Annotated in this window: 20 protein-coding genes; 8 read left to right on the forward strand and 12 right to left on the reverse strand. The window is 60.4% G+C overall.

Annotation, left to right across the window (positions count from 1 at the left end; translation table 11 throughout):
* The first annotated feature begins 59 nt into the window (after positions 1 to 59).
* Positions 60 to 2,207: an EAL domain-containing protein gene (locus Q0V31_RS09895; protein WP_298187452.1), complete on the forward strand. Its 2,148-nt coding sequence runs from the start codon at positions 60 to 62 to the stop codon at positions 2,205 to 2,207.
* Between the two features lie 29 nt (positions 2,208 to 2,236).
* Here Q0V31_RS09895 and Q0V31_RS09900 read toward each other — a convergent pair whose 3' ends face one another.
* From Q0V31_RS09900 to Q0V31_RS09915, 4 genes are all read right to left on the reverse strand, one after another.
* Complete coding sequence (locus Q0V31_RS09900; protein ID WP_298187453.1) at positions 2,237 to 3,142, reverse strand: acyltransferase; 906 nt, start codon at positions 3,140 to 3,142, stop codon at positions 2,237 to 2,239.
* A gap of 200 nt (positions 3,143 to 3,342) precedes the next feature.
* A complete protein-coding gene (pta, locus tag Q0V31_RS09905; RefSeq protein ID WP_298187454.1) occupies positions 3,343 to 5,436 on the reverse strand; it encodes a phosphate acetyltransferase in 2,094 nt (697 codons plus the stop codon).
* 11 nt (positions 5,437 to 5,447) lie between these two features.
* Positions 5,448 to 6,635, reverse strand: a complete 1,188-nt coding sequence (locus Q0V31_RS09910; RefSeq protein ID WP_298187456.1) for an acetate kinase — start codon at positions 6,633 to 6,635, stop codon at positions 5,448 to 5,450.
* Entirely contained in the window at positions 6,636 to 7,007 is a 372-nt protein-coding gene (locus tag Q0V31_RS09915) for a DUF3565 domain-containing protein (protein WP_298187457.1), read from the reverse strand. It abuts the gene before it with no gap.
* Between Q0V31_RS09915 and Q0V31_RS09920 the strand changes: the two genes are divergently transcribed.
* The 3 genes from Q0V31_RS09920 (at position 6,976) to Q0V31_RS09930 (ending at position 9,131) form a co-directional block, all read left to right on the forward strand.
* Complete coding sequence (locus Q0V31_RS09920; RefSeq protein ID WP_298187459.1) at positions 6,976 to 7,461, forward strand: peptidylprolyl isomerase; 486 nt, start codon at positions 6,976 to 6,978, stop codon at positions 7,459 to 7,461. The genes Q0V31_RS09915 and Q0V31_RS09920 overlap by 32 nt on opposite strands.
* A gap of 221 nt (positions 7,462 to 7,682) precedes the next feature.
* The gene (locus Q0V31_RS09925; protein ID WP_298187460.1) at positions 7,683 to 8,165 is read left to right on the forward strand and encodes a glutathione peroxidase; all 483 of its coding nucleotides are present in this window, start codon (positions 7,683 to 7,685) and stop codon (positions 8,163 to 8,165) included.
* Positions 8,166 to 8,393: 228 nt separating this feature from the next.
* A complete protein-coding gene (locus Q0V31_RS09930; RefSeq protein WP_298187461.1) occupies positions 8,394 to 9,131 on the forward strand; it encodes a nitroreductase family protein in 738 nt (245 codons plus the stop codon).
* Positions 9,132 to 9,225: 94 nt separating this feature from the next.
* On the opposite strand, the gene Q0V31_RS09935 is transcribed toward Q0V31_RS09930, so the two are convergent.
* The 6 genes from Q0V31_RS09935 to Q0V31_RS09960 are packed head-to-tail and all read right to left on the reverse strand — an operon-like array spanning position 9,226 to position 16,163.
* Positions 9,226 to 10,557 (reverse strand): DUF58 domain-containing protein, encoded by a 1,332-nt coding sequence (locus Q0V31_RS09935; protein ID WP_298187462.1) that lies wholly within the window; start codon positions 10,555 to 10,557, stop codon positions 9,226 to 9,228.
* 25 nt (positions 10,558 to 10,582) lie between these two features.
* The gene (locus tag Q0V31_RS09940) at positions 10,583 to 11,677 is read right to left on the reverse strand and encodes a MoxR family ATPase (RefSeq protein ID WP_298187464.1); all 1,095 of its coding nucleotides are present in this window, start codon (positions 11,675 to 11,677) and stop codon (positions 10,583 to 10,585) included.
* Positions 11,674 to 12,915 (reverse strand): DUF4350 domain-containing protein, encoded by a 1,242-nt coding sequence (locus Q0V31_RS09945; protein WP_298187465.1) that lies wholly within the window; start codon positions 12,913 to 12,915, stop codon positions 11,674 to 11,676. The genes Q0V31_RS09940 and Q0V31_RS09945 overlap by 4 nt, the downstream gene beginning before the upstream one ends.
* Complete coding sequence (locus tag Q0V31_RS09950; RefSeq protein ID WP_298187466.1) at positions 12,912 to 14,477, reverse strand: DUF4129 domain-containing protein; 1,566 nt, start codon at positions 14,475 to 14,477, stop codon at positions 12,912 to 12,914. The genes Q0V31_RS09945 and Q0V31_RS09950 overlap by 4 nt, the downstream gene beginning before the upstream one ends.
* Positions 14,464 to 15,444, reverse strand: coding sequence for a stage II sporulation protein M (locus Q0V31_RS09955; RefSeq protein ID WP_298187468.1), 981 nt, complete (start codon positions 15,442 to 15,444; stop codon positions 14,464 to 14,466). The genes Q0V31_RS09950 and Q0V31_RS09955 overlap by 14 nt, the downstream gene beginning before the upstream one ends.
* Positions 15,441 to 16,163 carry an RDD family protein gene (locus Q0V31_RS09960; protein WP_298187470.1) on the reverse strand — a complete coding sequence of 241 codons (723 nt, stop codon included), beginning with the start codon at positions 16,161 to 16,163 and terminating at the stop codon, positions 15,441 to 15,443. Before Q0V31_RS09960 ends, Q0V31_RS09955 begins: the two co-directional genes overlap by 4 nt.
* Positions 16,164 to 16,365: 202 nt before the next feature.
* Between Q0V31_RS09960 and sbcB the strand changes: the two genes are divergently transcribed.
* The gene (sbcB, locus tag Q0V31_RS09965) at positions 16,366 to 17,796 is read left to right on the forward strand and encodes an exodeoxyribonuclease I (protein ID WP_298187472.1); all 1,431 of its coding nucleotides are present in this window, start codon (positions 16,366 to 16,368) and stop codon (positions 17,794 to 17,796) included.
* 101 nt (positions 17,797 to 17,897) lie between these two features.
* On the opposite strand, the gene mvaT is transcribed toward sbcB, so the two are convergent.
* Positions 17,898 to 18,272 carry a histone-like nucleoid-structuring protein MvaT gene (gene mvaT / locus Q0V31_RS09970; RefSeq protein WP_298187474.1) on the reverse strand — a complete coding sequence of 125 codons (375 nt, stop codon included), beginning with the start codon at positions 18,270 to 18,272 and terminating at the stop codon, positions 17,898 to 17,900.
* Positions 18,273 to 18,564: 292 nt separating this feature from the next.
* On the opposite strand from mvaT, the gene purU reads away from it, so the two are divergent.
* From purU to Q0V31_RS09985, 3 genes are read left to right on the forward strand one after another with little or no spacing between them, the layout of a single operon-like run.
* A complete protein-coding gene (gene purU / locus Q0V31_RS09975; protein WP_298187475.1) occupies positions 18,565 to 19,416 on the forward strand; it encodes a formyltetrahydrofolate deformylase in 852 nt (283 codons plus the stop codon).
* Between the two features lie 45 nt (positions 19,417 to 19,461).
* On the forward strand, positions 19,462 to 19,887 hold the full coding sequence (locus tag Q0V31_RS09980) for a CBS domain-containing protein (RefSeq protein ID WP_298187477.1): 426 nt from the start codon (positions 19,462 to 19,464) through the stop codon (positions 19,885 to 19,887).
* 27 nt (positions 19,888 to 19,914) lie between these two features.
* Positions 19,915 to 20,091: a hypothetical protein gene (locus Q0V31_RS09985; RefSeq protein ID WP_298187478.1), complete on the forward strand. Its 177-nt coding sequence runs from the start codon at positions 19,915 to 19,917 to the stop codon at positions 20,089 to 20,091.
* Between the two features lie 47 nt (positions 20,092 to 20,138).
* Here Q0V31_RS09985 and Q0V31_RS09990 read toward each other — a convergent pair whose 3' ends face one another.
* Positions 20,139 to 22,016 carry a methyl-accepting chemotaxis protein gene (locus Q0V31_RS09990; RefSeq protein ID WP_298187479.1) on the reverse strand — a complete coding sequence of 626 codons (1,878 nt, stop codon included), beginning with the start codon at positions 22,014 to 22,016 and terminating at the stop codon, positions 20,139 to 20,141.
* Between the last annotated feature and the right edge of the window lie 86 nt (positions 22,017 to 22,102).

Below are 22,102 nucleotides of genomic sequence, written 5' to 3' on the forward strand. Positions count from 1 at the left end.
CTGCTAACCTGAACCGCAACAGGAGTTGAAAGGCATTCGCCAGGGATAAGGGAGATTTTATGGCATACGCGCAACTCAAGGTCACGGCCACGCCGCAGATTCTGCTGGTGGTGGATGACCGAGCGGAAAATCTAGAGGCCATGCAGGCTCTGCTGGAGGATGGCGACTGGCAACTGCGCTGCGTCGACTCGGGCGAAGCTGCCTTGCAATGCCTGCTCGAGGAGGATGTGGGGCTGGTGCTGCTGGATGTGCAGATGCCGTTTATGGACGGTTTCGAAGTGGCCCGGCTGATGCGCGGCAACCCGCGTACTCGCTTCACGCCGATCATCTTTGTCTCGGCCATCGCCCAAACTCAGGGCTCGGTGCTCAAGGGCTACGCCAGTGGGGCGGTGGATTTCATGCTCAAGCCGTTCGACCCCAGCGTGTTGCGCCACAAAATTCACGCCCTGCTCGAACATGAACGCAATCGCAGCGAGTTGCTGCTGTTGAACCAGCAGTTGGATAGCGCGCGGGCGTTTAATGCCTCAGTGCTGGACAACGCCGCCGAAGGCATCATGGTGGTGGGTGAGGATGGCCGCATCAGCTTTGCCAACCCAGCCATGGCGCGCATGCTGGGCGGTTCGATCAGCGATTTGCAGGGCACTGAAATGCTCTCTCACCTGGCCAGCCCGGACGTGACCTGCGAGTGGCGTGTGTCCGAGTTTTATCGGCAAGGGCGGCGCGGTGAGACGTATCGCCTGCATGACGCTAATTTACGCCGCATAAGCGGAGGCGAGGTGCCGGTGGCGCTGTCCTGTTCGCCGTTGCCTCGTCTGCAGCATGCAATGGTCATCATTGCGCTGGACATGTCGGTGGTGCGTAATCTGCACCACCAGTTGGAGTCTCAGGCGATTACTGATGCCTTAACCGGCCTGCTCAACCGGCGTGGTTTCTACCAAGCACTGGAGTCGGCGTTGTCGCGGGTCGAGCGCAGTGGCCATCGTATGGCAGTGCTGTATCTCGACCTGGACGGCTTCAAGCGGATTAACGATTCACTCGGCCATGATGTCGGCGACCGCTTATTGCAGCGGGTTGGCGAGCAGCTCAAGGCCAGTCTGCGGCCCTATGACAGCTTGGCGCGGATCGGCGGCGATGAGTTCACCGCCTTGCTCGATAGCCTGGATCATCCAGAAGATGCTGCGCGGATTGCCGAGAAGCTGATTGAGCAGGTCTCGGTGCGGCATACCTTCGACGGTATTGATGTAACCCTCGGCGCGAGCGTGGGTATTGCCTGCTTCCCTGAGTGCGGGCAAAACGTCGAGAGCCTGCTACGCGCCGCCGATATGGCCATGTACGAGGCCAAACGCGCGGGTCGCCAGCAATATCGTTTCTTTTCCCCGGAAATGAATGGCCGTGCGCGCTCAAGGCTGATGCTCGAGGAGAGCTTGCGCGCGGCGATTGAAAATGACGACTTTGTGTTGGTCTATCAGCCGCAGATTCACCTCGAAAGCGGTCGTCTACGCGGCTTCGAAGCATTGTTGCGATGGCAGCATCGGGTGGCGGGTACCGTCGCGCCCGGGGTGTTTATTCCCTTGCTCGAAGAAACGCGGCTGATCAATCGCCTGGGTAGCTGGATTTTCCAAGCCGGGGTCGAGCAGTGCCGGCAGATGAGTCAGCGCTATGGCAGTGAATTGGTGATCAGCGTGAATGTCAGTCCGGTGCAGTTTGGCATGCCGCAGCTGGTTGAAGACCTGCGCCGAGTGCTTGAGGAACATCAGCTGGCCCCGCAGCAGCTGGAGGTGGAAGTGACTGAAAGTGCGTTGATGCAAAATCTGGAAACCAGCCAGGAACAGCTGCGTCAGCTACGACGGCTCGGAGTGAAAATTGCTATTGATGATTTTGGTACGGGCTACTCATCTTTGGCCTACCTGCGCCATTTCGAGCTGGACACGCTGAAGATCGACCGCCTGTTCATCAGCAATATGCTCGACTCGCCCCGTGATGCGGCAGTGGTCAGTACCATCATCGATCTCGGTCGGCACTTAGGCCTTGAGGTGATCGCCGAGGGCGTGGAAACCATGGCGCAGCGCGATTGGCTGGCGCAGCACGATTGCGCGATCATGCAGGGCTTTCTGGTTGCCCCGGGGTTGAGCGTCGAGCAGGCCAATGCGTTCCCTGCGCAAGTGGATTGGCACAATCTGCCGCGCAATGAAAAGCCCGCCGTTTAGGCGGGCTTGATTCAACATTACACAGCGCCTCAGTTGGCTGGGAAACGCTGTTTCAGCTCATCCAGTTGCGCATCCTTGTCCAGCCACAGCTGGTTGACCCACTGTTGGAATTGCAGGCGGTAGGCGTCGTCCTGATCGTAGTTGCCGCCAATGAACTCCTTGGGGATTTGCACCTCCTCGAAGCGCACCACGACCTGATCAATCCGTCCACACAGCAGGTCCCAGAAGCCTGGGACGCCGTGCGGGTAATGAATGGTGACGTTGACCAGACTGTGCAGTTGCTCGCCCATCGCATCCAGAACGAAGGCAATACCGCCGGCCTTGGGTTTGAGCAGGTGCTTAAAGGGTGACTGCTGCTGGGCGTGTTTGGCCGGTGATAGGCGCGTGCCTTCAAGGAAGTTGAATACCGATACCGGGTTGGTTTTGTAGCGTTCGCAGGCTTTGCGCGTGGTGGCCAGGTCCTGGCCGCGTTTCTCCGGGTGCTTGGCCAGGAACTCCTTGCTGAAACGCTTCATGAAAGGGAACTCCAGCGCCCACCAACACAGGCCGATCACCGGCACCCAGATCAACTCCTGCTTGAGGAAGAACTTGAGAAAGGGTACGCGGCGGTTGAGCTGGTATTGCAGCACCAGGATATCGACCCAGCTCTGGTGGTTGCTGGTTACCAGATAGGAGTGTTGCTTGTCGAAGCCCTTCAGTCCTTCGACATTCCACTCGATATTGCCAACCAGGCGCATCCAGAACTTGTTGGTGGAAATCCAGAATTCGGCTGTCGCATGCATGGCCGAGCGCAACACGCGATGAACCTTCGGGATGGGCAGCAAGAATTTCAGCAGAGCCCCGATGAACAGCGGCCAGCAGCCGATCAGGGTATTCAGGGCGAGTAGCAGGCCGGCAATTACGCCGCGCAGTGGAGCAGGGAGAAAATGCAGCATGGGGGCCGGTGTCTCCAAAAGTAGGGCGTGCGCCCCGAAGCGTTTGAGTCTGTGGTTTTCCAGCACAGCTCGGTCGGCGCACAGATTAACGTCTGTGTACCGAACTGCAAACCTTACGAAGTGTTGCTTATCGGCGTCGTTCGTGGCTTTTAAGTGCTATTAGCCGGCCAGGGCGGCGCTTGGCCGGCCCCGGCTGGGTTTTAGTCTGGCAAGTTGGCCGCCTGAATTACGGTCAGGGCAATGGTGTAGACGATGTCGTCGACCAGTGCACCGCGAGACAGGTCGTTAACCGGCTTACGCAGACCTTGCAGCATGGGCCCGACGCTGACGCAATCGGCGCTGCGTTGCACCGCTTTGTAAGTGGTATTGCCGGTGTTCAGGTCTGGGAAGATAAACACCGTGGCACGCCCAGCCACCGGGCTGTTGGGGGCCTTTTGCCGGCCGACGCTGTCGATCGCGGCGGCGTCGTATTGCAGCGGGCCGTCGAGCAGCAACTGGGGGGCAATGGCCCGTGCCAGACGAGTGGCCTCGCGGACTTTCTCGACTTCCTCACCAGTGCCGGAGTCGCCGGTGGAGTAGCTGAGCATGGCCACGCGCGGGGTGATGCCAAACGCGCTGGCCGAGGCCGCACTTTGCACGGCGATTTCGGCCAGCTCCACCGCCGTCGGATCGGGATTTACCGCGCAGTCGCCGTACACCAGCACCTGATCGGGCAGCAGCATAAAGAACACCGACGACACCAGCTGGTAACCGGGGGCAGTTTTGATCAGCTGCAGGGCCGGACGAATGGTGTTGGCGGTGGTGTTGATTGCCCCGGAAACCAGGCCGTCGACCTCATCCAGCGCGAGCATCATGGTGCCCAGCACCACGGTGTCTTCGAGTTGGGCGGCAGCCATTGGCGCGTTCAAACCTTTGCCTTTGCGCAGCTCGACCATGGGCTCGACATAGCGTTCGCGGATCAGCTCAGGGTCGAGAATTTCCAGTCCCTCAGGCAGTTCGATGCCGTGGGCGCGGGCCACCGCGTGAACATCTTCCGGCTTGGCCAGCAGCACGCAGCGTGCAATACCGCGCGCCTGGCAAATCGCGGCGGCCTGCACGGTACGCGGCTCGCTGCCTTCCGGCAGGACAATGCGCTTGTTCGCCGCCTTGGCCCGTTGCACCAACTGATAACGAAACGCCGGCGGTGACATGTGCAACTCGCGCGGCGTGCCGCAGCGGGTAAATAGCCACTCGTGGTCGATATGGCTGGCGATGAAGTCGGCGACCGTTTCGGCGCGCTCCTTATCGTCGACGGGGATTTCCTTGTTCAGGCGGTTGAGGTTGGTCGCGGTGTCGTAGGAGCCGGTGCTCACTGTCATCACCGGTAAGCCGCTCTGCAACGCACCACGGCACAGCTCCATGATGCGCGGGTCGGGAGCAAAGTCGCTGCATAGCAGCAAGCCGGCCAGGGGCATGCCGTTCATCGCCGCCAGGCTGGCGGCGAGGATGATGTCGTCGCGGTCCCCCGGCGTAACCACCAGCGTGCCGGGCTTGAGCAGTTGCACGGTGTTGGCCACTGCGCGAGCGCAGAGCACGATCTTGAGCATGCGCCGCTGTTCGTAATCGCCGGCATTGAGCACGCGCGCGCCGAGCAGGTCGGCAATGTCGCGGGTGCGTGGGGCGTTTAACTCGTCCTGCCAGGGGATGCAGCCGAGCAGGCGGAAGTCATCGTTCTTAAACAGCGGCGAAAGTTCTTTCAGGCGGCGGATGAAGGCGTTGGTGCCGTCTTCGCTGCGCACTTTGTTAAGGATCACCCCGAGCACTTTGGGGTCCTTCGGCCCACCGAACAGCTGGGCCTGGATCTCCACGCGATCAATCAATTCGCTGAGGTTTTCCTGCTCCGGGGCAGAGACCAGAATCACCTCGGCATCCACGCTCTTGGCCAGGTGAAAGTTGACGCGCGCGGCATAGCTGGCCTGGCGTGTCGGCACCATGCCTTCGACGATGATCACGTCTTTGTCGGCAGACGCCTCTTGATAAAGGCTGATGATTTCCTCAAGCAATTCATCCAGCTGACCGTCGCCGAGCATGCGTTCGACATGCGCCAAGGCCAGCGGCTTGGGTGAGTGCAGGCCGTGGGTACGGGCGATCAGCTCGCTGGAGCGTTCCGGGCCCATGTCACCTTGATGTGGTTGCGCGATGGGTTTGAAAAAGCCGACCTTGAGGCCGGCGCGCTCCAGGGCGCCAACCAGGCCGAGGCTGATGGAGGTCAGGCCGACACCGAAACCGGTGGGGGCAATAAAGAAGGTGTGCATAGGTGCTCCGTTCAGGCGTCGAGTAGCGCCAGGGTGTCGAGGGCGATCTGTCGTTCTTCGTTGGTCGGCACCACCAGTACGCGCGGGTGGCCGTGGACCTGGATCGGCCCGGCGACACCGCGCACGGTGCTGGCGTTGGCCTGCTCGTCGAGAGCCAGGTTGAGCAGCTTGAGATGGGCGACGGTCTTGCTGCGGATCAATGCCGAGTTCTCACCGATACCGCCGGTGAAAATCAGCCCGTCCAGTTGCGGCAGGGCGCAGCTCATGGCCGCCAGGGATTTGGCCAGGCGATAGCAAAACACCTCAATGGCCAGCGTCGCGCCGGCATGGCCTTGTGCGCGGGCCTGCTCCAGGGTGCGCATGTCATTGGACAGGGCGGACAGGCCGAGCAGGCCGCTTTCCTTGTTAAGCAGGGTTTCGATCTGCTCCAGGCTCCAGCCCAGAGTCCGCGCCAGATGGCTGTGCAGGTTGGGGTCGACATCGCCGCTGCGGGTGCCCATCACCAGCCCTTCCAATGGCGTCAGGCCCATGCTGGTGTCGCGGCTTTGGCCGTCGACAATGGCGCAGGTGGAGCAGCCGTTGCCAAGGTGCGCGAGCAGCCAGCTGCTGGCCGTGAACGCCAGCCCGCTCATCTCGGCAGCGCGCTGACCGACAAAGCGGTAGCTGGTGCCGTGAAAGCCATAGCGGCGCACGCCGTGCTCACGGTACAGCGGCTCGGGGAGGGCGTAGCGATAGGCGTGTTCGGGCAGTGACTGGTGGAATGCGGTATCGAACACCGCCACCTGCGGTAGGCTCGGGAACAGCTTGGTGGCGGCCTCTATACCGAGTAGGTTGGCTGGGTTGTGCAGCGGGGCCAAGGTTGCGGTCGCGCGGATCGCGGCGATGCTCGAGTCGTCCAGCGTGCAAGCTGCAGTGAAGTGCTCGCCACCATGCACCACGCGATGACCAATGCCGTGCAACTGGTCGCCAGCGGCCGTCTGGATCAGCGCTAACACTTGGGCGAGGGCCGCACGGTGGTCGGCGTGGGGCAGCATCAGGCGCTCTTTGTTGCCGTCCTGCTGCCAGAGTACCTGCGCCTGCGCACTGCCAAGCCGCTCGGCTATACCGCTCAGGGTGAATGCCTCGTGGTCTTCGTTGACCAGAGCAAACTTGATCGATGAACTGCCGCAGTTGATCACCAAAATGTTGCGTGCGGGCATTTACCGCTCCTTGTTTAACGCTGGGTTCGGGCGCTGTATTGCTGCCTCGTTGGGGGCATGTGCGGCCGCACACCAGCCGCAGGGGAAGGCTTTACCCAGCTGTGCGTTGCGTTGTGTGGGGTCGAGTATCCACGCGCGATTCTGCCAGGGCGGTTGGTGGCGCAGGTGCTGTGTATGGCCGCAGGACAATACTGCCAGCCAGTCGCCGTGCTCATCCTGACGGAAATCAAGCACGCGCACTAAAACCACGCATGGCCGTCCGTCTGTGTCCGGTTCGCTTTCACGCGCGCCCTTCGGTAAACTTGCCCGCTCTTTATTTTCAAGCAAAAGGTCCCGCCCCATGCTGATCGCCGCCAATAAGGCCGTCTCCATCGACTATACCCTGACTAACGATGCCGGTGAGGTGATCGACAGTTCCGCAGGCGGCGCGCCGCTGGTTTATCTGCACGGTGCCGGCAACATCATCGGCGGCTTGGAAAAAGCCCTGCTGGATAAGCAGGTTGGCGACGAGTTGGACGTTGCAGTCGAGCCGGAAGATGCCTATGGCGAATACAGCGCTGAGCTGGTCGCCACCCTCAACCGCTCGATGTTCGAAGGTGTCGATGAGCTGGAAGTCGGCATGCAGTTCCACGCTTCCGGTCCGGACGGCGGCATGCAGATCGTCACCATCCGTGACCTCGACGGCGATGACGTAATCGTTGACGGCAACCACCCACTGGCCGGCCAGCGCCTGCACTTCAAGGTGAAGGTTGTTGACGTGCGTGATGCCAGCGAAGAAGAAGTCGCCCATGGCCATATCCATGGCGAAGGTGGTCACCAGCACTAAGTGTCCGCCTTATGTCGTCGTTGTAATTCGACTTATGGTCGTACCAACTAGCGGCTCGACTGCTAAGCTGGAACACAAGAAAGGCACCTTCGATAGGTGCCTTTTTTATGGCACGGCCTTTTATGGCGGCCACCCTACAGAGCGTCGCTGAGCGACGTTAAAAATGCTTCCCGGGCACTTTCTGCCCGCCGCGCCACATCTGTGTTCTCAAGGAGTTAAACATGAGTGCCTTTCACGACCTCAACCTGCGTGCATTGGATGGCCAAGAGCTGCCGCTGGCACCCTTCAAGGGGCGGGTGGTGTTGGTGGTTAATGTGGCCTCCAAGTGTGGCCTGACGCCGCAATATGCCGGCCTGGAAAAGCTCTATCAGCAGTACAAGGACCAAGGCTTCAGCGTGCTGGGCTTGCCGTGCAATCAGTTTGCCGAGCAGGAACCGGACAGCGAAGACGCCATCCGCGAATTCTGCAGCCTTAATTATGCGGTTAGCTTTCCCATGGCTAGCAAACTTGAGGTGAATGGCGCGGACCGCCACCCGCTGTACCGTTTGCTGGCGGGTGAAGGGGCTGAGTTTCCGGGTGATATCACCTGGAATTTCGAGAAGTTTCTGGTCGGCCATGATGGTCGCGTGCTGGCGCGCTTTTCGCCGCGCACCACCCCGGATGATCCCAACATCATTCAGGCCATCGAAAAGGCCTTAGGTTAAACGTCTTTCACGATCTTGCGAGCCTAGAGAGCGGTGGTGAAAGCGGTCGAGGAAGCGGAGTTTACGAGCTGTAAACGAGCATCTGAGGCCGTTTCCAACGCCGTTCAGCCGACGCGCAGCAGATCGTGAGCAGGCCATTTGCGCCAGGCTGCGGACTCAGCCAGCCCATGGCTTGTCCGCAGCCAGCCATCACGGCTTAATTGGGTCGATTTGCTAAGGATGACCCTGATGAGCCTTTTCCCTGCTGACCCTGCCCCGATTTGCGCTAACCCCGCCGCGCTTCGCGAGTTGATCGAGAGTCGCCGTTCGGTACGCCGTTTTACTGCCGAAGCCGTGCCGGATGAGGTGGTGCGCGACTGCCTGGAACTGGCGGTACTCGCGCCGAATTCCTGCAACCTGCAGCCCTGGAGTTTTCAGGTGATTCGCGATCCAGCGCTGCTGGCCCGCCTGCACCCGATTTGCATGAGCCAGAACGCCGCCAAGGCGCCTTTGATCATCGCCGTGCTGGCGCGCCCGGACACCTGGAAACAGGCCTGCCAGAACATCATTGAGTACTGGCCGGAGCCGCAAGTGCCCGCGCGGATTCGCAGTTTCTACAACAAGACCGCACCTTTTCAGTACAACCAGGGGCCGTTCGGTCTGCTGGGGCTGTTCAAGCGGCAGCTGTTACGTGTGGCCGCCTGGCGCAAGCCGCTGATGCGTGCGCCCAATAGCCGCGCGCAGATGCGTATCTGGGCGGTGAAATCCACGGCCTTGGCGGCGCAGAACCTGATGCTGGCCTTTCAGAGCCATGGCTACGCCACCTGCCCGATGGAAGGCTTCGATGAAGTGCGTTTGCGTAAAACTCTGGATATCCCGCGCGAGGCGCTGCCGATCATGCTGCTGGCGGTGGGTAAACAGGACGAGAAGGGCGTGTACAACCCGCGTCTGCGCTTTCCGTTGGAGCAGCACGTCACCTGGCTTTAGGGTTACTGCTCGCGAAACAGATCGCGGATCTCGCGAGCTAGCGTTGTGCTTTTAACGCAGCAGAGCCGACGCGCTGCAGATCCTGGTCGGTTCCTTACAGTACGCCGGCTTTTTTCCACGCCAGATAACTGCTTACCAGTTGCGGCCCTAACTCACTGGGGCGGGCATCCAGTACCGGTACTTTGTTGGCTGTCAGGCGCTCGTGCAGGCTGGCGCGGGCATTCAGGTAGTCCAGGGTGCCGCAGTAATCCAGCGCGCTGGATAGATCCTGCACCGGGGTATGGCGCAGGGTATCCAGCACTTCTTCACGCAGGCTGGCGACCAGCACGCGGTGTTGCTGGCTCAGGCGTTTGACCGCGCCGAGCAGGGCCTGGTCATCCTCATCGCGCAGGTTGGTCACCAGCACCACCAGGGCGCGTCGGCGCTGACGGCTAAGCACATTCTCCACTGCGGCACTGAAGTCGGCTGGCTGCAGGGTGCTGCGCAGGTCGTACAGGGCATTGAGCAGCACATTGAGCTGCGCCTGGCCTTTGACCGGTGCAATAAAGCGTTGCTGGTCGCTGGCAAAGGTCGAGAGCCCGACGGCGTCGCCCTGACGCAGCGCCACATAGCTGAGCAGCAGGCAGGCGTTGAGGGCGTGATCGAAGTGCGCCAGCTCGCCGTCCTGGCTGCGCATACGCCGGCCGCAATCGAGCAGGAAGATGATTTGCTGGTCACGCTCATCCTGGTATTCGCGGGCAATCGGCGTGCGTTTGCGTGCGGTGGCCTTCCAGTCGATCTGCCGCAGGCTGTCGCCGTCGCGAAATTCGCGCAGCTGGTGGAACTCCTGGCCGAGGCCGCGGCGTTGTTGCTGGCGCACGCCGAGCTGGTTGATCCAGTCATCCACGGCCATCAACTGTGCGCCATACAGGCGGGCGAAATCCGGGTAGACGCGGGTTTCCCCTGCGAGCGGCAAGTAACGCCGGTCGCGCCAAAGCCCCATCGGGCTGGGCAGGCTGACCTCGCATTGCGGAAAGTGGAAGTGCCCACGCCGCAGCGGCCGCACGCGGTAGCTGACCTGCGTCTGTTCGCCTGGGTGCAGATCGACCTTGAGCGGCAGGTGTTCGAAGGCCATGTCAGCGGGCAGGTGATCGAATACCTCGATTTGCAGTGGGCGGCTGTAGGTGTGGTGCAGGGTCAAGCACACGTCACTCCAGCGGCCCAATGGCAGGTTGCCGGGGAGCTGGCGTTCGAGGCGCGGCACCGCCATCAAGCGCGCGCGTAGGGCGTCGATCAGTGTCAGGCCGAGCAGCACCAGCAGCAGGCCCCAATAAATGGGGGTAAAGCTGCGCGGCACGCCGATACCCAAGGCGCTGCAGATCCCCAGCAGCAGGCCAAGGACGAACAGGCCGGCCAGCAAGCCCAGCAGTGCGCGCGATGGTTTCATGCCGTAGCGCCTATCAATACGGGCTTCATAGGCGCGGTGCCGGAACCAGGCTGAGCAGTTGTTGCAGCACCTGATCGACCGACAGACCTTCAATGTCTAGCTCGGGGGAGAGGCGTACGCGGTGGCGCAGCACGGCCAGGGCGCAGCCTTTGATGTCATCCGGCAGGACGAAGTCGCCGCCGCGCAACAGCGCACGGGCACGACCGCAACGCACCAGGGCGATTGAGGCGCGTGGCCCGGCACCGATGGCCAGGCCCGGCCAGCTACGTGTGGCGCGGGCAATGCGCACGGCGTAATCGAGTACCTGTTCATCAATCGGCAGGTCGCTGGCGATTTTCTGCAGCGCCAATACATCGCGGGCTTGCAGCAGGGTGCGCAATGGGGTGACCTCGAGCATGTCGGCTTTGCTCGAGCGTGCCACCTGACGCACCATGTTGAGCTCTTCGCTCTGCTCGGGGTAGTCCATGCGCAGCTTGAGCATAAAGCGGTCAAGTTCGGCCTCCGGCAGCGGGTAGGTGCCTTCCTGCTCGATCGGGTTTTGTGTGGCCAGCACCATAAACGGCAACGGCACATTGAGGGCGCGACCTTCCAGGGTCACCTGACGCTCCTGCATCACTTCCAGCAGTGCCGCCTGGGTTTTGGCCGGGGCGCGGTTGATCTCGTCAGCCAGCAGCAGGTTGGTGAACACCGGGCCTTTGCGCAGCTTGAACTGCTCGCTCTGCAGGTCGTACACGGCGTGGCCGGTAACGTCGCTGGGCATCAGGTCCGGGGTGAATTGAATGCGCGAGAACTCGCCGCCAAAGCAGCGCGCCAGCGCACGCACCAGCAAGGTTTTACCCAGGCCGGGAACGCCTTCAACCAGCACATGGCCACCCGCAATCAGTGCGCTGAGCACGTCATCAATCACCGCTGTCTGGCCGATCAGGGCTTTCTGCAGCTCGCTACGCAGTGCCTGAGCCAGCTGGCTGGCACGCTGGCGCTGGCTATTCGGATTCGCGGCGGGCGCTGTCGGGGCCGCTGCTGTGGGTGCGGCAGCGGGTACTTCAGGAGTTCTGGGCTCGGGGGTTGCGGCAGCCACTGCGATTTCGCTGTCCGGCTGTTCGGGGGTGTGCTCGCTCATAGGGCATTCCTGAGGGTTTGCAGGTTGGCGACCTGGCGGGTGAATTCGGCGGCGGCCAGGCGCTGCTTGGGCGGCGGTCGCATGGCTTGACTGATAACGCGGGACGGCTGGCGAGTCAGGCGGCTAAGCACCTGCCATTGTTCGGCTACTGCGAGGCGTTCAAAGCCCGGGTGGCGATGCCGGGCGCGGCGCTGGATATCCTGTTGCAGGCCTTGCAGCAGGCTCTGTTGACCGTTGTGGCGCAGGAGGAATTCGGCGCTGCCGCGCAGGTGTTCCTGCAGCTGTCGCCGATTACGGCTGGCGGGCAGCAATAATGGACCCTGACGCATACTCAGGTGCCACAGCCCAAAGGCCAGCAGCAGCGCCAGGGCAACTAGCGCCTGCGGGAAGTGTTCGAGCACTAGGCTGAGCAGGTCATCGCGGTCGGCGCGGTAGAGCAGGGTGACCTGGCTGTCTTGGCTCATGTACCAGAGCAGCCAGGCGTTGTCGTACTCGCCGATGCTCTGGTTCTGCCAGATCCAGCTGTCGCTGATCACGCTGATCAGGCCGTCGCCATGGTAGAGCTGCAGCAAGTGCGTGGCTGCATCGCTGTTGGCCCAGGCATGGGCGCGATTTTCGGCATCGTAGAGATGGAAGTCGGGGTCAAAGTTGATGTAGGCCGGCGCTTCTTCGTTTTCCAGATAGAGCTGGGTCAGCTCTGGATAGGCATGGTTCTCGTCATCCGCAGCTGCAGCTGCGCCGTCGGCCGCAGGGGCGGATTGTGGGTCGCCGTCGACGGGCAGCGGCTCATCAGGCGCTGGGTTGTTTTCTTCGTCGAGATCTTCAGCCTGATACTGCTGGATTCCCAGGCTGTCGAGCAGCAGATCGCCGCTTTTACCGTCTTGTTCATCCCATAGCCGTTCGGCCACGAACAGCAGATGCCCACCTTTGGCCGCCCAGGCCAGGAGGCGCGCGCTTTGTTTGGGCGTCATGCGCTGGCGATCACCGAGCAGCAGCAGGGTGTGTCCCGCGCTCGGCAGGTCGCTGATGATGCTTAGACCGTCGGCACGCTGCACTTGCAAGCCCTGTGTACGCAGGAACTGTTCGGCGGCCAGATAGGGGTTGGCTTGGGCTTCTGGAGCCGGGCCGTGCTTGAGGGTTTCCTGGTAAGGCGTGAGTTTGCTCAGCAGGTAAATGCCGAGCACGCCGAGCAGCAGGAGCAGGCTGGCGCCGAGTGCAAGTTGCAGGCGCCGAGTCATGCCTGAGCCTCTTGTTCAAACAGCTGTCGCCACGCGCTGCACAGGCTCTGTTTCAGCGCTGGCGGCGGCAGCTGATGGCCGTAGGCGAGGTGCTGCCAGTGGCCGGTCAGCATCTGACTGAAGTGACTGAGGTCTTTATGCGCAAGCGCCTGCACCAGTTGCAGCACTTCGGCTTCGGTATGCGCGCTGTTCAGCGGCAAGCGCTGCTCATGCAGCAGACGGCTGAGCAGGGCGCGGTAGAGCAAACCCAGGGCCGCGCGCGGTTGTGTGTCCCACAGCCGTTCGACTTCGCCGGGAATGTCCGCTGGCAAGCTTTGCGGTGCCACTTCCAGGCCGAACAGCTGTTGCGGTGGCAGGTGCTGCTGGCGCTGCGGCAAGCGCATGCGCCCAGCAAAGGCACTCAGCCAGTCGCGGTAGCGCCACAGCAGCCAGGTGATTAGGCCGAACAGCGTCGCCCACAGCAGCACTTCGAACAACAGCGCCACGCCGTCGATGCTTTTCCACAGTTCGGAGAGTTTTAACAAGCTCTTCAATAGCTCACTCAGGGTTTTGCCGTCTGCTGCGCCGGGCTCCTTGGACTCCTCACCGAAACGCCAGCGGGTGACGGTTTCACGGTGTTCGAAGGGCGGTTGATCGAGCAGCTGGCTGATGCTTTGCTGCGCTTGCAGGCTGCTCAGCGGTTGCTTGAGCAGGCGTTCGGCCTGTGGCCCCATGGGGTCTTCAATCGGCACTGGGTCGCTGGTGGTGGCCATGGCGCTATTGGGTATTTGCATCAGCAGCAGGCCGCAGCCCAGCAGCAGGGCATAGGCCACGCCGGTCAGGCGTTGGCGCAGCCGGCGGAACACCAGCTCGATATCCCAGGCTTCGAGGGCGGTGCGCCGGTTCAGATAAAGGGTGAAGCCACAGGCGACGTAAATCGGCTCCCAGAGAATCAGCAGCAATACGTAAAGCAGGTTGGACAGGTGTTCCAGCCATAACCACTCGCCGGCGGCGTTGATCAAACTGTCCCAACTCCAGTTCAGCTCAATTTGCGCCGGTAGCAGCATATAGAACAGGCTGATGATGCCGAGCCACAGCGCTATCTCCAGGTGCATGCCGACAATCGTTAGCCAGCTGGCACCACCGGCATCACGCTGGCCAAGGGCCGTCAGGCGTTGATTGCGCGCTTTGCCAGTAAGGCCTTCTAGCTGCATGACGGGCATGTCGAAGCTGCGTGTGGGGCTTAACCTGCGCCAGGTCAGGCTGGCCAGTAACTGCGGTTTGAGCAGGCCAGGCAGGGCTTTCAGCGCCTGCTTGAGTGTGGGGGGCGCAGCAAATAAAGCCTGCGACAGAATGTACAGCGGCAAGCGCTCATAAGCCGGCTTGAGCCACCAGAAAATCAGCAGGGCAATGCTTGGCGAGTCCCACAGCAGCAGGCACAGCAGGGCGAAGATTGGCAGGGTCACCAGCGCCCAGCTGAGCATCAACAGCCCGGTATGCTGCTTAGCCAACAGCACGCCAAGGTCGACGGCCTCCCAGGCACTGCGTGGGCGAATGACCACGCTGGCATCAGTCAGGCGCATGCGTACCTCGACCGGCCAGCAGCAGGTAAGCCAGTACCAGCAGCCAGAGCACGCCGCCGACTGCATATTTGACGGTGGGGCTGGCCAGGCTCATGGATGACCAGTACGCCTCGATAAAGGCGGCCAAGAGCAGAAATACAATCACCCCGCCCACCAGTCGCACACTGCTACCGGCAGCCACCCGCAAGGCCTCGCCGCGAGGTAAGCGCCCCGGCGCGAGTAGTGCCCAGCCCAGTTTTAGCCCGGCGGCGCCAGCCAGGGCAATGGCGGTGAGCTCGAATGCGCCGTGGCCGACGACGAAAGACCAGAAGGTTGCGCCGTAGCCAATCTGCGTTAGATGGCCGGCCACCGCGCCAATCATCAGGCCGTTGAACAGCAGGAAGAACAGGCTGCCGAGGCCAAATAACAGGCCGCTGGCAAAGGTCTGAAAGGCGATGCCGATGTTGTTCATGATGTAGTAGCCGAACATCATCCAGTCATCGCCCGAATCACGTTCACTGAAGCGGCCAATGCGTCTGGCGTCGGGGTCGTACATTTTTTCCATGTCGGCGACTTGCTCGGGGCCCATCACGCCGTAGACCAAATCGGGGAAGTGGTACACCAGCACGCCCATCAGTAACAGGCTGCCAAAAAACACCAGGCACCCAGCGACGACAAAGCGCCATTCGGCTCTAACCAGGCGCGGAAAACCCGCCAGAATAAAGCCGAGTAACTGGCCGCCCAGCGGACTGCGATGGCGGTAGAACTGTTGATGGCCGCGCATGGCCAGTTGCTGCAGGCGCTCGATCAGTAGGCTGCTGTAACCGCGACTCTGCGCCAGCGCCAGGTGCTGGCACACGCGGCGATAGGCCGCGGCAAAGCCTTTGCACTGCTGGCTGTCGGCTTTGCCGCGCTCAAGCGCTTCAAGCTGCGTGCTGAACGCCTGCCAATCGGCCTGGTGCTGGTTTTCGAACAGGCTCTGCTTCATGTCGGGCCTAGCAAGCCACGGGCAATGCCGTGAATCTGTTGTTCCGCCCGCTCGGCCGGAACCTGCAACGGCTCGGCAAGAATGCTTGCCAGTTCATTACGGCGCGCGCTAGACAGGCTCTGCGCGCGCTCGGCAAAACTAAGCAGGGCGCGCTGTTCGTCCAGCGTCATACTGAACGGCGCGCGCAAGGCTTCGGCTGGCGGCAGTTCGGGGGCAATGGGCGGGGTATCGCGATAAACCACCAGGGTTCCGGCTGCGATATCGCCCAGGCGTTTAAAGGCCGGGTGATTGAGGCAGCTGAGAATGCCCAGGGTATAGCCGAACGGCAGGATGTCGACGAAGCGCAGCAGGTTGCGGGTGAGTGAGGCGGCCCAGCCAATCGGCGTGCCGTCGTCATGAGTGACCCGCAGGCCCATCAGTTGTTTGCCAGGTGAGCGGCCCTGGTTGAACACTTCAAACAGCACCATGTACCACCAGGTCACGAGAAACAGCAGGATCGTGCCCAGGCCCATACCGAACTGCCCCAGCAGCGCCAAGACAGCAAACAATGCGCCGAGCAGTGCGCCGCGGATCAGCAGGTCGATACTGAATGCCAGGGCACGCGGCACCAAACCCGCCGGGCGCAGGATCAGGTCGATGCCTTCCGGTGTTTCCACTTTATAGCGGGTATCCAGCAGCGCACGTGCGGCAACTGAAGCAGAGGGGGGCGTGAGCGGCATCGGCAGACTGCGTCGAGGAAAGCCCGATGCTAGCCAGCAGTACGCAGGGACGCAACCGGCGCTGTCACAAGACTCGAAGCAGCAGGTTATTTAATGGCAATTAATCGGTTGGCTGACAGTTTCAAGGTCGGATATGTGGGGCGGGGGCTGTGCTTGGCAGCAGGGTGCTAGACTGCCTGCGCCTCAGCATTAGGACGTTATTGTGACCGCTAGCCTCTTTTGGTACGACTACGAAACCACCGGAATCGACCCGCGCCGCGACCGCCCGTTGCAGGTGGCCGGGATTCGCACCGATGAACAGCTCAATGAAATCGCGGAGCCGCTGAACATTTATTGCCAGCCCAGCGACGACATCCTGCCGCACCCGGCGGCTTGCCTGGTTACCGGGATTACCCCAAGCACCTTGGCGCAGCATGGCCTGGATGAGGCCGAGTTTATGCACCGCATCCATGCCGAGTTGTCGCAGCAAGGCACCTGCGGGGTGGGCTACAACAGCCTGCGCTTCGATGATGAAGTGACGCGTTATAGTCTGTACCGCAACTTCTATGACCCCTATGCCCGCGAGTGGCAGGGCGGTAATAGCCGTTGGGATCTGATCGACTTGGTGCGAACGGCCTACGCCTTGCGCCCGGAAGGCATCGTTTGGCCGGAAGAAGAGGGGCGGGTCACGCTCAAGCTGGAGCGCCTGACTGCCGCGAATGGCATTGCGCATGGCCAGGCTCACGATGCGCTGTCCGATGTACGCGCCACTATTGCGTTGGCGCGGCTACTGCGCAACAAGCAGCCGAAGTTGTATGACTATTTGTATCAACTGCGCACTAAGCAACGGGTGCAGGAACACATACGCTTATTACAGCCCTTGGTGCATATTTCCGGGCGTTATGCCGGTGCGCGGCATTACCTGGCAGTGGTGCTGCCCTTGGCCTGGCATCCGCGTAATCGTAATGCCCTGATTGTGTGTGACCTACAGGCGGATATTGCGCCGCTGCTCAATGAGTCGGCTGAGGTATTGCGCTCGCGGCTTTACACGCGCCGTGATCAATTGGCCGAGGGCGAGTTGCCGGTGCCGCTCAAGTTGCTGCATATCAATCGTTGCCCGGTTGTTGCTCCGATGAATGTATTGCGTGCGCAGGATATTCAGCGCCTGCAACTCGATATTCCGGCGTATCAGGCGCAGGCCGAGCAGTTACAGGCTAGTTCCGCTCATTGGCAGGACAAGCTGGTGCAGGTATATGGCGAAGAACCATTCGCCCCCAATCAAGACCCGGAACAACAGTTGTACGATGGCTTTATTGGTGACCGTGATCGCCGCTTGTGCGAACAAGTAAGGCGTGCGGAGCCGCAGCAGTTGGCCAAGGCTGTTTGGCCTTTTGATGATGGGCGTTTGCCTGAGTTGCTATTTCGTTACCGGGCGCGCAACTTTGCCGCGAGCCTTAACGCTGAAGAACAGCAGCGCTGGCGAGCCTTTTGCCAGCAACGTTTGAGCAACCCCGAATACGGTGCGCCGAATACCCTTGAGCAGTTCGAGCAGGCGGTGGCGCAGGTGTTTGCCAGTGCAGATGCTGCACAGCAAGCGATACTGTTGGAGTGGCGTGCGTATGCCGAGCGGCTGCGCGAGCAATATGCCTTGTAATCAGTAAGGTCAAATGTGGCGCTAGTTAGAAACTAATGCCCATAAAAAAACGCCAGCAATGCTGGCGTTTTTATTTGCAGCCGTACGGGTCGCGTTGTGGCTTAGTCCAGCAGGGTTACCCAGCTTTCAACGACGTCGCCGCCCCACTTGGCTTTCCACTCTTTCAGGGTTTTGTGGTTGCCACCTTTGGTTTCAATCACGTCACCAGTGTTCGGGTTTTTGTATTGCTTAACTTTACGGGCGCGCTTGGTGCCAGTGGTTTTGCTTGTGCGGATAGCTTTGCTGCTTTTGGCGTCTGGGTCGAGCATGGCAATGATGTCACGCAGCGACTTTTGGTATTCGCCCATCAGTGCACGCAATTTGCCTTCGAATTCCAGCTCTTTTTTCAGCTTGTCGTCTTGCGACATGTTCTTCAGGCGGTCTTGCAGCTCTTTGATAGCTTCTTCGGTGGCGCGGTATTCATTGATCAGCGACATGTAGGCGTGCCTGTATTAAGAAATGACGATTAAGTACTGGTAATAGTAGTCAGGCACTTTTCACAAGTAAACCGCTTTGTCGGTATTTTTTATGAATTGTATTGTTAAGTAACTTATTGGCCGTTTGCTTTTTCTACATGAGTGCATGTTCAACGCCTAGTTCACGCTCGGGTTTAGTTGCATCTGAAGCGCCACTCGCCCGTACGGCTGCAACGGCAGGGCTGTTTGGCTACTGCAGTTTTCTCGTGCAGTGACTAGAATGGCCGACTTTATTCGAGTGCTGGAGCCGTTGATGCGTACTTTTCGATTGGTTATTGCCTGTCCAGACCGGGTTGGGATCGTGGCCAAAGTCAGTAACTTTCTGGCTACTTACAACGGCTGGATTACCGAAGCGAGTCATCACTCTGATAACCAGAGCGGTTGGTTCTTTATGCGTCATGAGATCCGCGCCGACTCACTGCCTTTTGACTTGGATGGTTTCCGTCAGGCGTTTTCGCCTATCGCCCGTGAGTTTTCCATGGAGTGGCGGGTTACCGATTCGGCGCAGACAAAGCGCGTGGTGTTGATGGCCAGCCGGGAATCGCATTGCCTGGCCGATTTGCTGCACCGCTGGCACAGCGATGAGCTGGATTGCGAGATTCCGTGTGTGATTTCTAACCACAATGACCTGCGCAGCATGGTCGAGTGGCATGGCATTCCATTCTTCCACGTACCGGTTAACCCTGAAGACAAACAGCCGGCTTTCGATGAAGTTGAACGCTTGGTAAAAGCCCATGCGGCTGACGTAATTGTCTTAGCGCGTTATATGCAGATTCTGCCGGCGCAGTTGTGTGCGGAGTTCTCGCAGCGCGTCATCAATATTCACCACAGCTTCCTGCCGTCCTTTGTCGGGGCCAAGCCCTATCACCAAGCGTCGCTGCGTGGGGTTAAGCTGATAGGGGCGACCTCGCACTATGTCACCGAGGAACTGGATGCCGGCCCGATCATCGAGCAGGACGTGGTACGGGTCAGCCATCGCGATAGCATTGAGGAGATGGTGCGCCTGGGTAAAGATGTCGAGAAGATGGTGCTGTCGCGTGGTCTACGCTATCACTTAGAAGACCGAGTGCTGGTGCACGACAACAAGACGGTGGTGTTCGACTGACGTGCATGCGGCGCTGCGGTTAAGCGCAGACAGAGGAGTCTACTGATGCTCAAGTCAATCAAAGTACGTGATTACATGACCCGCAATCTGGTGACTTTTCGTCCCGAAATGAACCTGTTTACCGCGATCAATCGTCTGCTTGAGCACCGTATATCCGGCGCGCCAGTGGTCGATGGCCAAGGGCATCTGGTAGGGCTGTTGTCGGAAGGTGATTGTTTACGCGGCATCCTCTCAGGCGCTTATTACGAGTCGACGGGCGGTAATGTCAGCGCCTATATGACCACTGAGGTAGAAGTGATTTCGCCTGAGGCAGATATCATTGAAATCTCAGAGCGCTTCCTGCGCGGTCGGCGTCGGCGCTTGCCGGTTGTTGAAGGGGGCCGCTTGGTTGGTCAGGTCAGTCGCAGTGATGTGCTGCGGGCGGTCAAAGAGTTCGCCCAGCACGACGAAGGGCGTCTGGCGCTTAACTAAAACCGAGCGCTGCTGATTGGAGGGGTTATGGGTGATCCGCTCTCGCGAGGGGCATCGAGCGCGCCAGCAGTGCTCGGTGAGGGCTGTACGCAGCGCTATGACCCGCAGGCACTGACCCCTGAACACGGCACCGAATTCGCGCATGCCGCCGAGCTATGGCGACAGTTGCAGCAAGATAAGCAGCCGCCGAGCGGCGACGAGTAGGCATGCAAACGGGGCGCTCACTGAGCGCCCCGTTTTTTATTGCTTGGTTAAATGCGGAAGCTGTCGACCAACTGCTTAAGTCGGCTGGCTTGTTGCTCCAGGTCACCGCAGGCGCGCAGGGTGGCGTTGAGGTTTTCCACGCCTTCCTGGTTAAGGGTGTTGATTTCGGTGATGTCGACGTTGAGTGACTCGATCACCGAGGTCTGCTCTTCGGTCGCGGTGGCCACCGACTGGTTCATACCGTCGATCTCGCCGATGCGTTCGGTTACGCTGCCCAGGCGTGCACCGGCCTGGTTGGCGATCTCGACGCTCTCCTCACTGTAACGCTGGCTTTCGGTCATGGTGGTGACCGACTCACGCGAGCCGACTTGCAGCTCTTCAATCATCTTCTCGATTTCCTGCGCCGACTCCTGGGTGCGATGGGCCAGGTTGCGCACTTCATCGGCTACCACGGCGAAGCCACGGCCGGCTTCACCGGCGCGCGCCGCTTCGATGGCGGCGTTGAGTGCCAGCAGGTTGGTTTGCTGGGAGATGCTTTTGATTACCTCAAGAATCTGCCCGATGTTCACGGTCTTGCTGTTGAGGGTCTCAATGTTGCTGCAAGAGGCGCTGATCTTGCCCGACAGTTCATTCATGGCGCGGATGGTTTTTTCCACGACCTGGCGGCCATCTTCTGCCAGATGACGCGCATCGGAGGCTTGATTCGAGGCGTCAGCCGCGTTGCGCGCGATCTCCTGGGCGGCCGCGCCCAGTTCGTTGATCGCCGCGGCCACACTGTTGGTGCGGCTGGCTTGTTCGTCCGAGTTGATCATCGATGAGTTGGACGCACCGACCACCAGTTTGGCCACTTCGTTAACCTGGCTGGTGGCCGACGACACTTCGCGGATCGAGCTGTGGATACGCTCGACAAATTGGTTGAACGCGCGGGCCAGTCGACCGAACTCGTCATTCGATTGGATGTTCAGGCGCTTGGTCAGGTCGCCCTCGCCCTGAGCGATGTCTTCCATGGCTTTGCCCATGACATTCAGCGGTTGCATTAGCACGCTGATCAGCATGCTCAGCAGCAGCATGATCAGCACCACCGCGATGATGGTGGCAATGATTGCAGACGCGCGGAACTCGCTGAGCATCGCATAGGCCTTGTCCTTGTCGACGGACAGACCAATATGCCAGTTCACCGAAGGCAGACCTTTGACCGGGCTAAAGGTCAGGATGCGCTGACTACCATCGAGTTCTGTTTCGCTGAACTCGCTGCTGATGCGCGGGGTGTTTTTCGGGTAGACCTCACTGAGGTTCTTCATCACCAGTGCTTTGTCCGGGTGGACCAGGATCTTGCCGTCTGAGCTGACCAGAAATGCGTAGCCGATACCGTCGAAACTCAGTGAGTTGATGATGTCTGTCAGGGTCTGCAGGCTCAGGTCGCCACCGACTACGCCAGCGGGCTTGGCTGGGGTGGCGATGGTCATGGTCAACGCTCCGGTGGAGGCGTCGAAATAAGGTTCGGTCAGGGTGCTGCCACCCGCACTCATGGCGTCCTTATACCAAGGTCGTGTGCGCGGGTCATAATCCGCGGGCATTTCACTGTCTGGGCGCATGGTGAAACTGCCATCGGCGCTACCCAAGTAAGTAAACACGAACGTAGAGGCCAGAGCCCTCTGCTCCAGCAAACCGGTCAGGGCTTCGCTCGAAGCATCACGGCCAATCGACTGCGCTGCGCTTTCCACCAGCAGGATGCGCCCCGACAGCCAGTTGGAAATATTGCTTGCAGTGACATCACCCATCTCATGCAGGTAGCTCTCCAGATCACTCTGAATGGCATTGCGTTGCAGATAGTCGTTGTACAGGGTGAACAGCGAGAATGCCGCGATCACCACCAGTGAGGCGGCGAGCAGAATCTTGTGGCTGAACTTCAGGTTGTTGGTCATGGCTTCTTGCGTCCGGTAAGTTCTGGCATCAGTCTTGGGCTGACTGAGCTAATCGCGGGGCCGACTGTGCGGTCATGGTGATTGTG

It is taken from the genome of uncultured Pseudomonas sp. (assembly GCF_943846705.1).
Classification (GTDB): Bacteria; Pseudomonadota; Gammaproteobacteria; order Pseudomonadales; family Pseudomonadaceae; genus Aquipseudomonas.

Coding starts and splice junctions, on each gene's coding strand:
- purU (WP_298187475.1), top strand. CDS start 18,565: ATGCGTACTTTTCGATTGGTTATTGCCTGTCCAGACCGGGTTGGGATC.
- Q0V31_RS09985 (WP_298187478.1), top strand. CDS start 19,915: ATGGGTGATCCGCTCTCGCGAGGGGCATCGAGCGCGCCAGCAGTGCTC.
- Q0V31_RS09955 (WP_298187468.1), bottom strand. CDS start 15,444: ATGAAGCAGAGCCTGTTCGAAAACCAGCACCAGGCCGATTGGCAGGCG.
- Q0V31_RS09980 (WP_298187477.1), top strand. CDS start 19,462: ATGCTCAAGTCAATCAAAGTACGTGATTACATGACCCGCAATCTGGTG.
- Q0V31_RS09935 (WP_298187462.1), bottom strand. CDS start 10,557: ATGAAACCATCGCGCGCACTGCTGGGCTTGCTGGCCGGCCTGTTCGTC.
- mvaT (WP_298187474.1), bottom strand. CDS start 18,272: ATGTCGCTGATCAATGAATACCGCGCCACCGAAGAAGCTATCAAAGAG.
- pta (WP_298187454.1), bottom strand. CDS start 5,436: ATGCACACCTTCTTTATTGCCCCCACCGGTTTCGGTGTCGGCCTGACC.
- Q0V31_RS09930 (WP_298187461.1), top strand. CDS start 8,394: ATGAGCCTTTTCCCTGCTGACCCTGCCCCGATTTGCGCTAACCCCGCC.
- Q0V31_RS09960 (WP_298187470.1), bottom strand. CDS start 16,163: ATGCCGCTCACGCCCCCCTCTGCTTCAGTTGCCGCACGTGCGCTGCTG.
- Q0V31_RS09945 (WP_298187465.1), bottom strand. CDS start 12,915: ATGACTCGGCGCCTGCAACTTGCACTCGGCGCCAGCCTGCTCCTGCTG.
- Q0V31_RS09910 (WP_298187456.1), bottom strand. CDS start 6,635: ATGCCCGCACGCAACATTTTGGTGATCAACTGCGGCAGTTCATCGATC.
- Q0V31_RS09900 (WP_298187453.1), bottom strand. CDS start 3,142: ATGCTGCATTTTCTCCCTGCTCCACTGCGCGGCGTAATTGCCGGCCTG.
- Q0V31_RS09925 (WP_298187460.1), top strand. CDS start 7,683: ATGAGTGCCTTTCACGACCTCAACCTGCGTGCATTGGATGGCCAAGAG.
- Q0V31_RS09940 (WP_298187464.1), bottom strand. CDS start 11,677: ATGAGCGAGCACACCCCCGAACAGCCGGACAGCGAAATCGCAGTGGCT.
- Q0V31_RS09950 (WP_298187466.1), bottom strand. CDS start 14,477: ATGCGCCTGACTGATGCCAGCGTGGTCATTCGCCCACGCAGTGCCTGG.
- Q0V31_RS09895 (WP_298187452.1), top strand. CDS start 60: ATGGCATACGCGCAACTCAAGGTCACGGCCACGCCGCAGATTCTGCTG.
- Q0V31_RS09990 (WP_298187479.1), bottom strand. CDS start 22,016: ATGACCAACAACCTGAAGTTCAGCCACAAGATTCTGCTCGCCGCCTCA.
- Q0V31_RS09920 (WP_298187459.1), top strand. CDS start 6,976: ATGCTGATCGCCGCCAATAAGGCCGTCTCCATCGACTATACCCTGACT.
- Q0V31_RS09915 (WP_298187457.1), bottom strand. CDS start 7,007: ATGGAGACGGCCTTATTGGCGGCGATCAGCATGGGGCGGGACCTTTTG.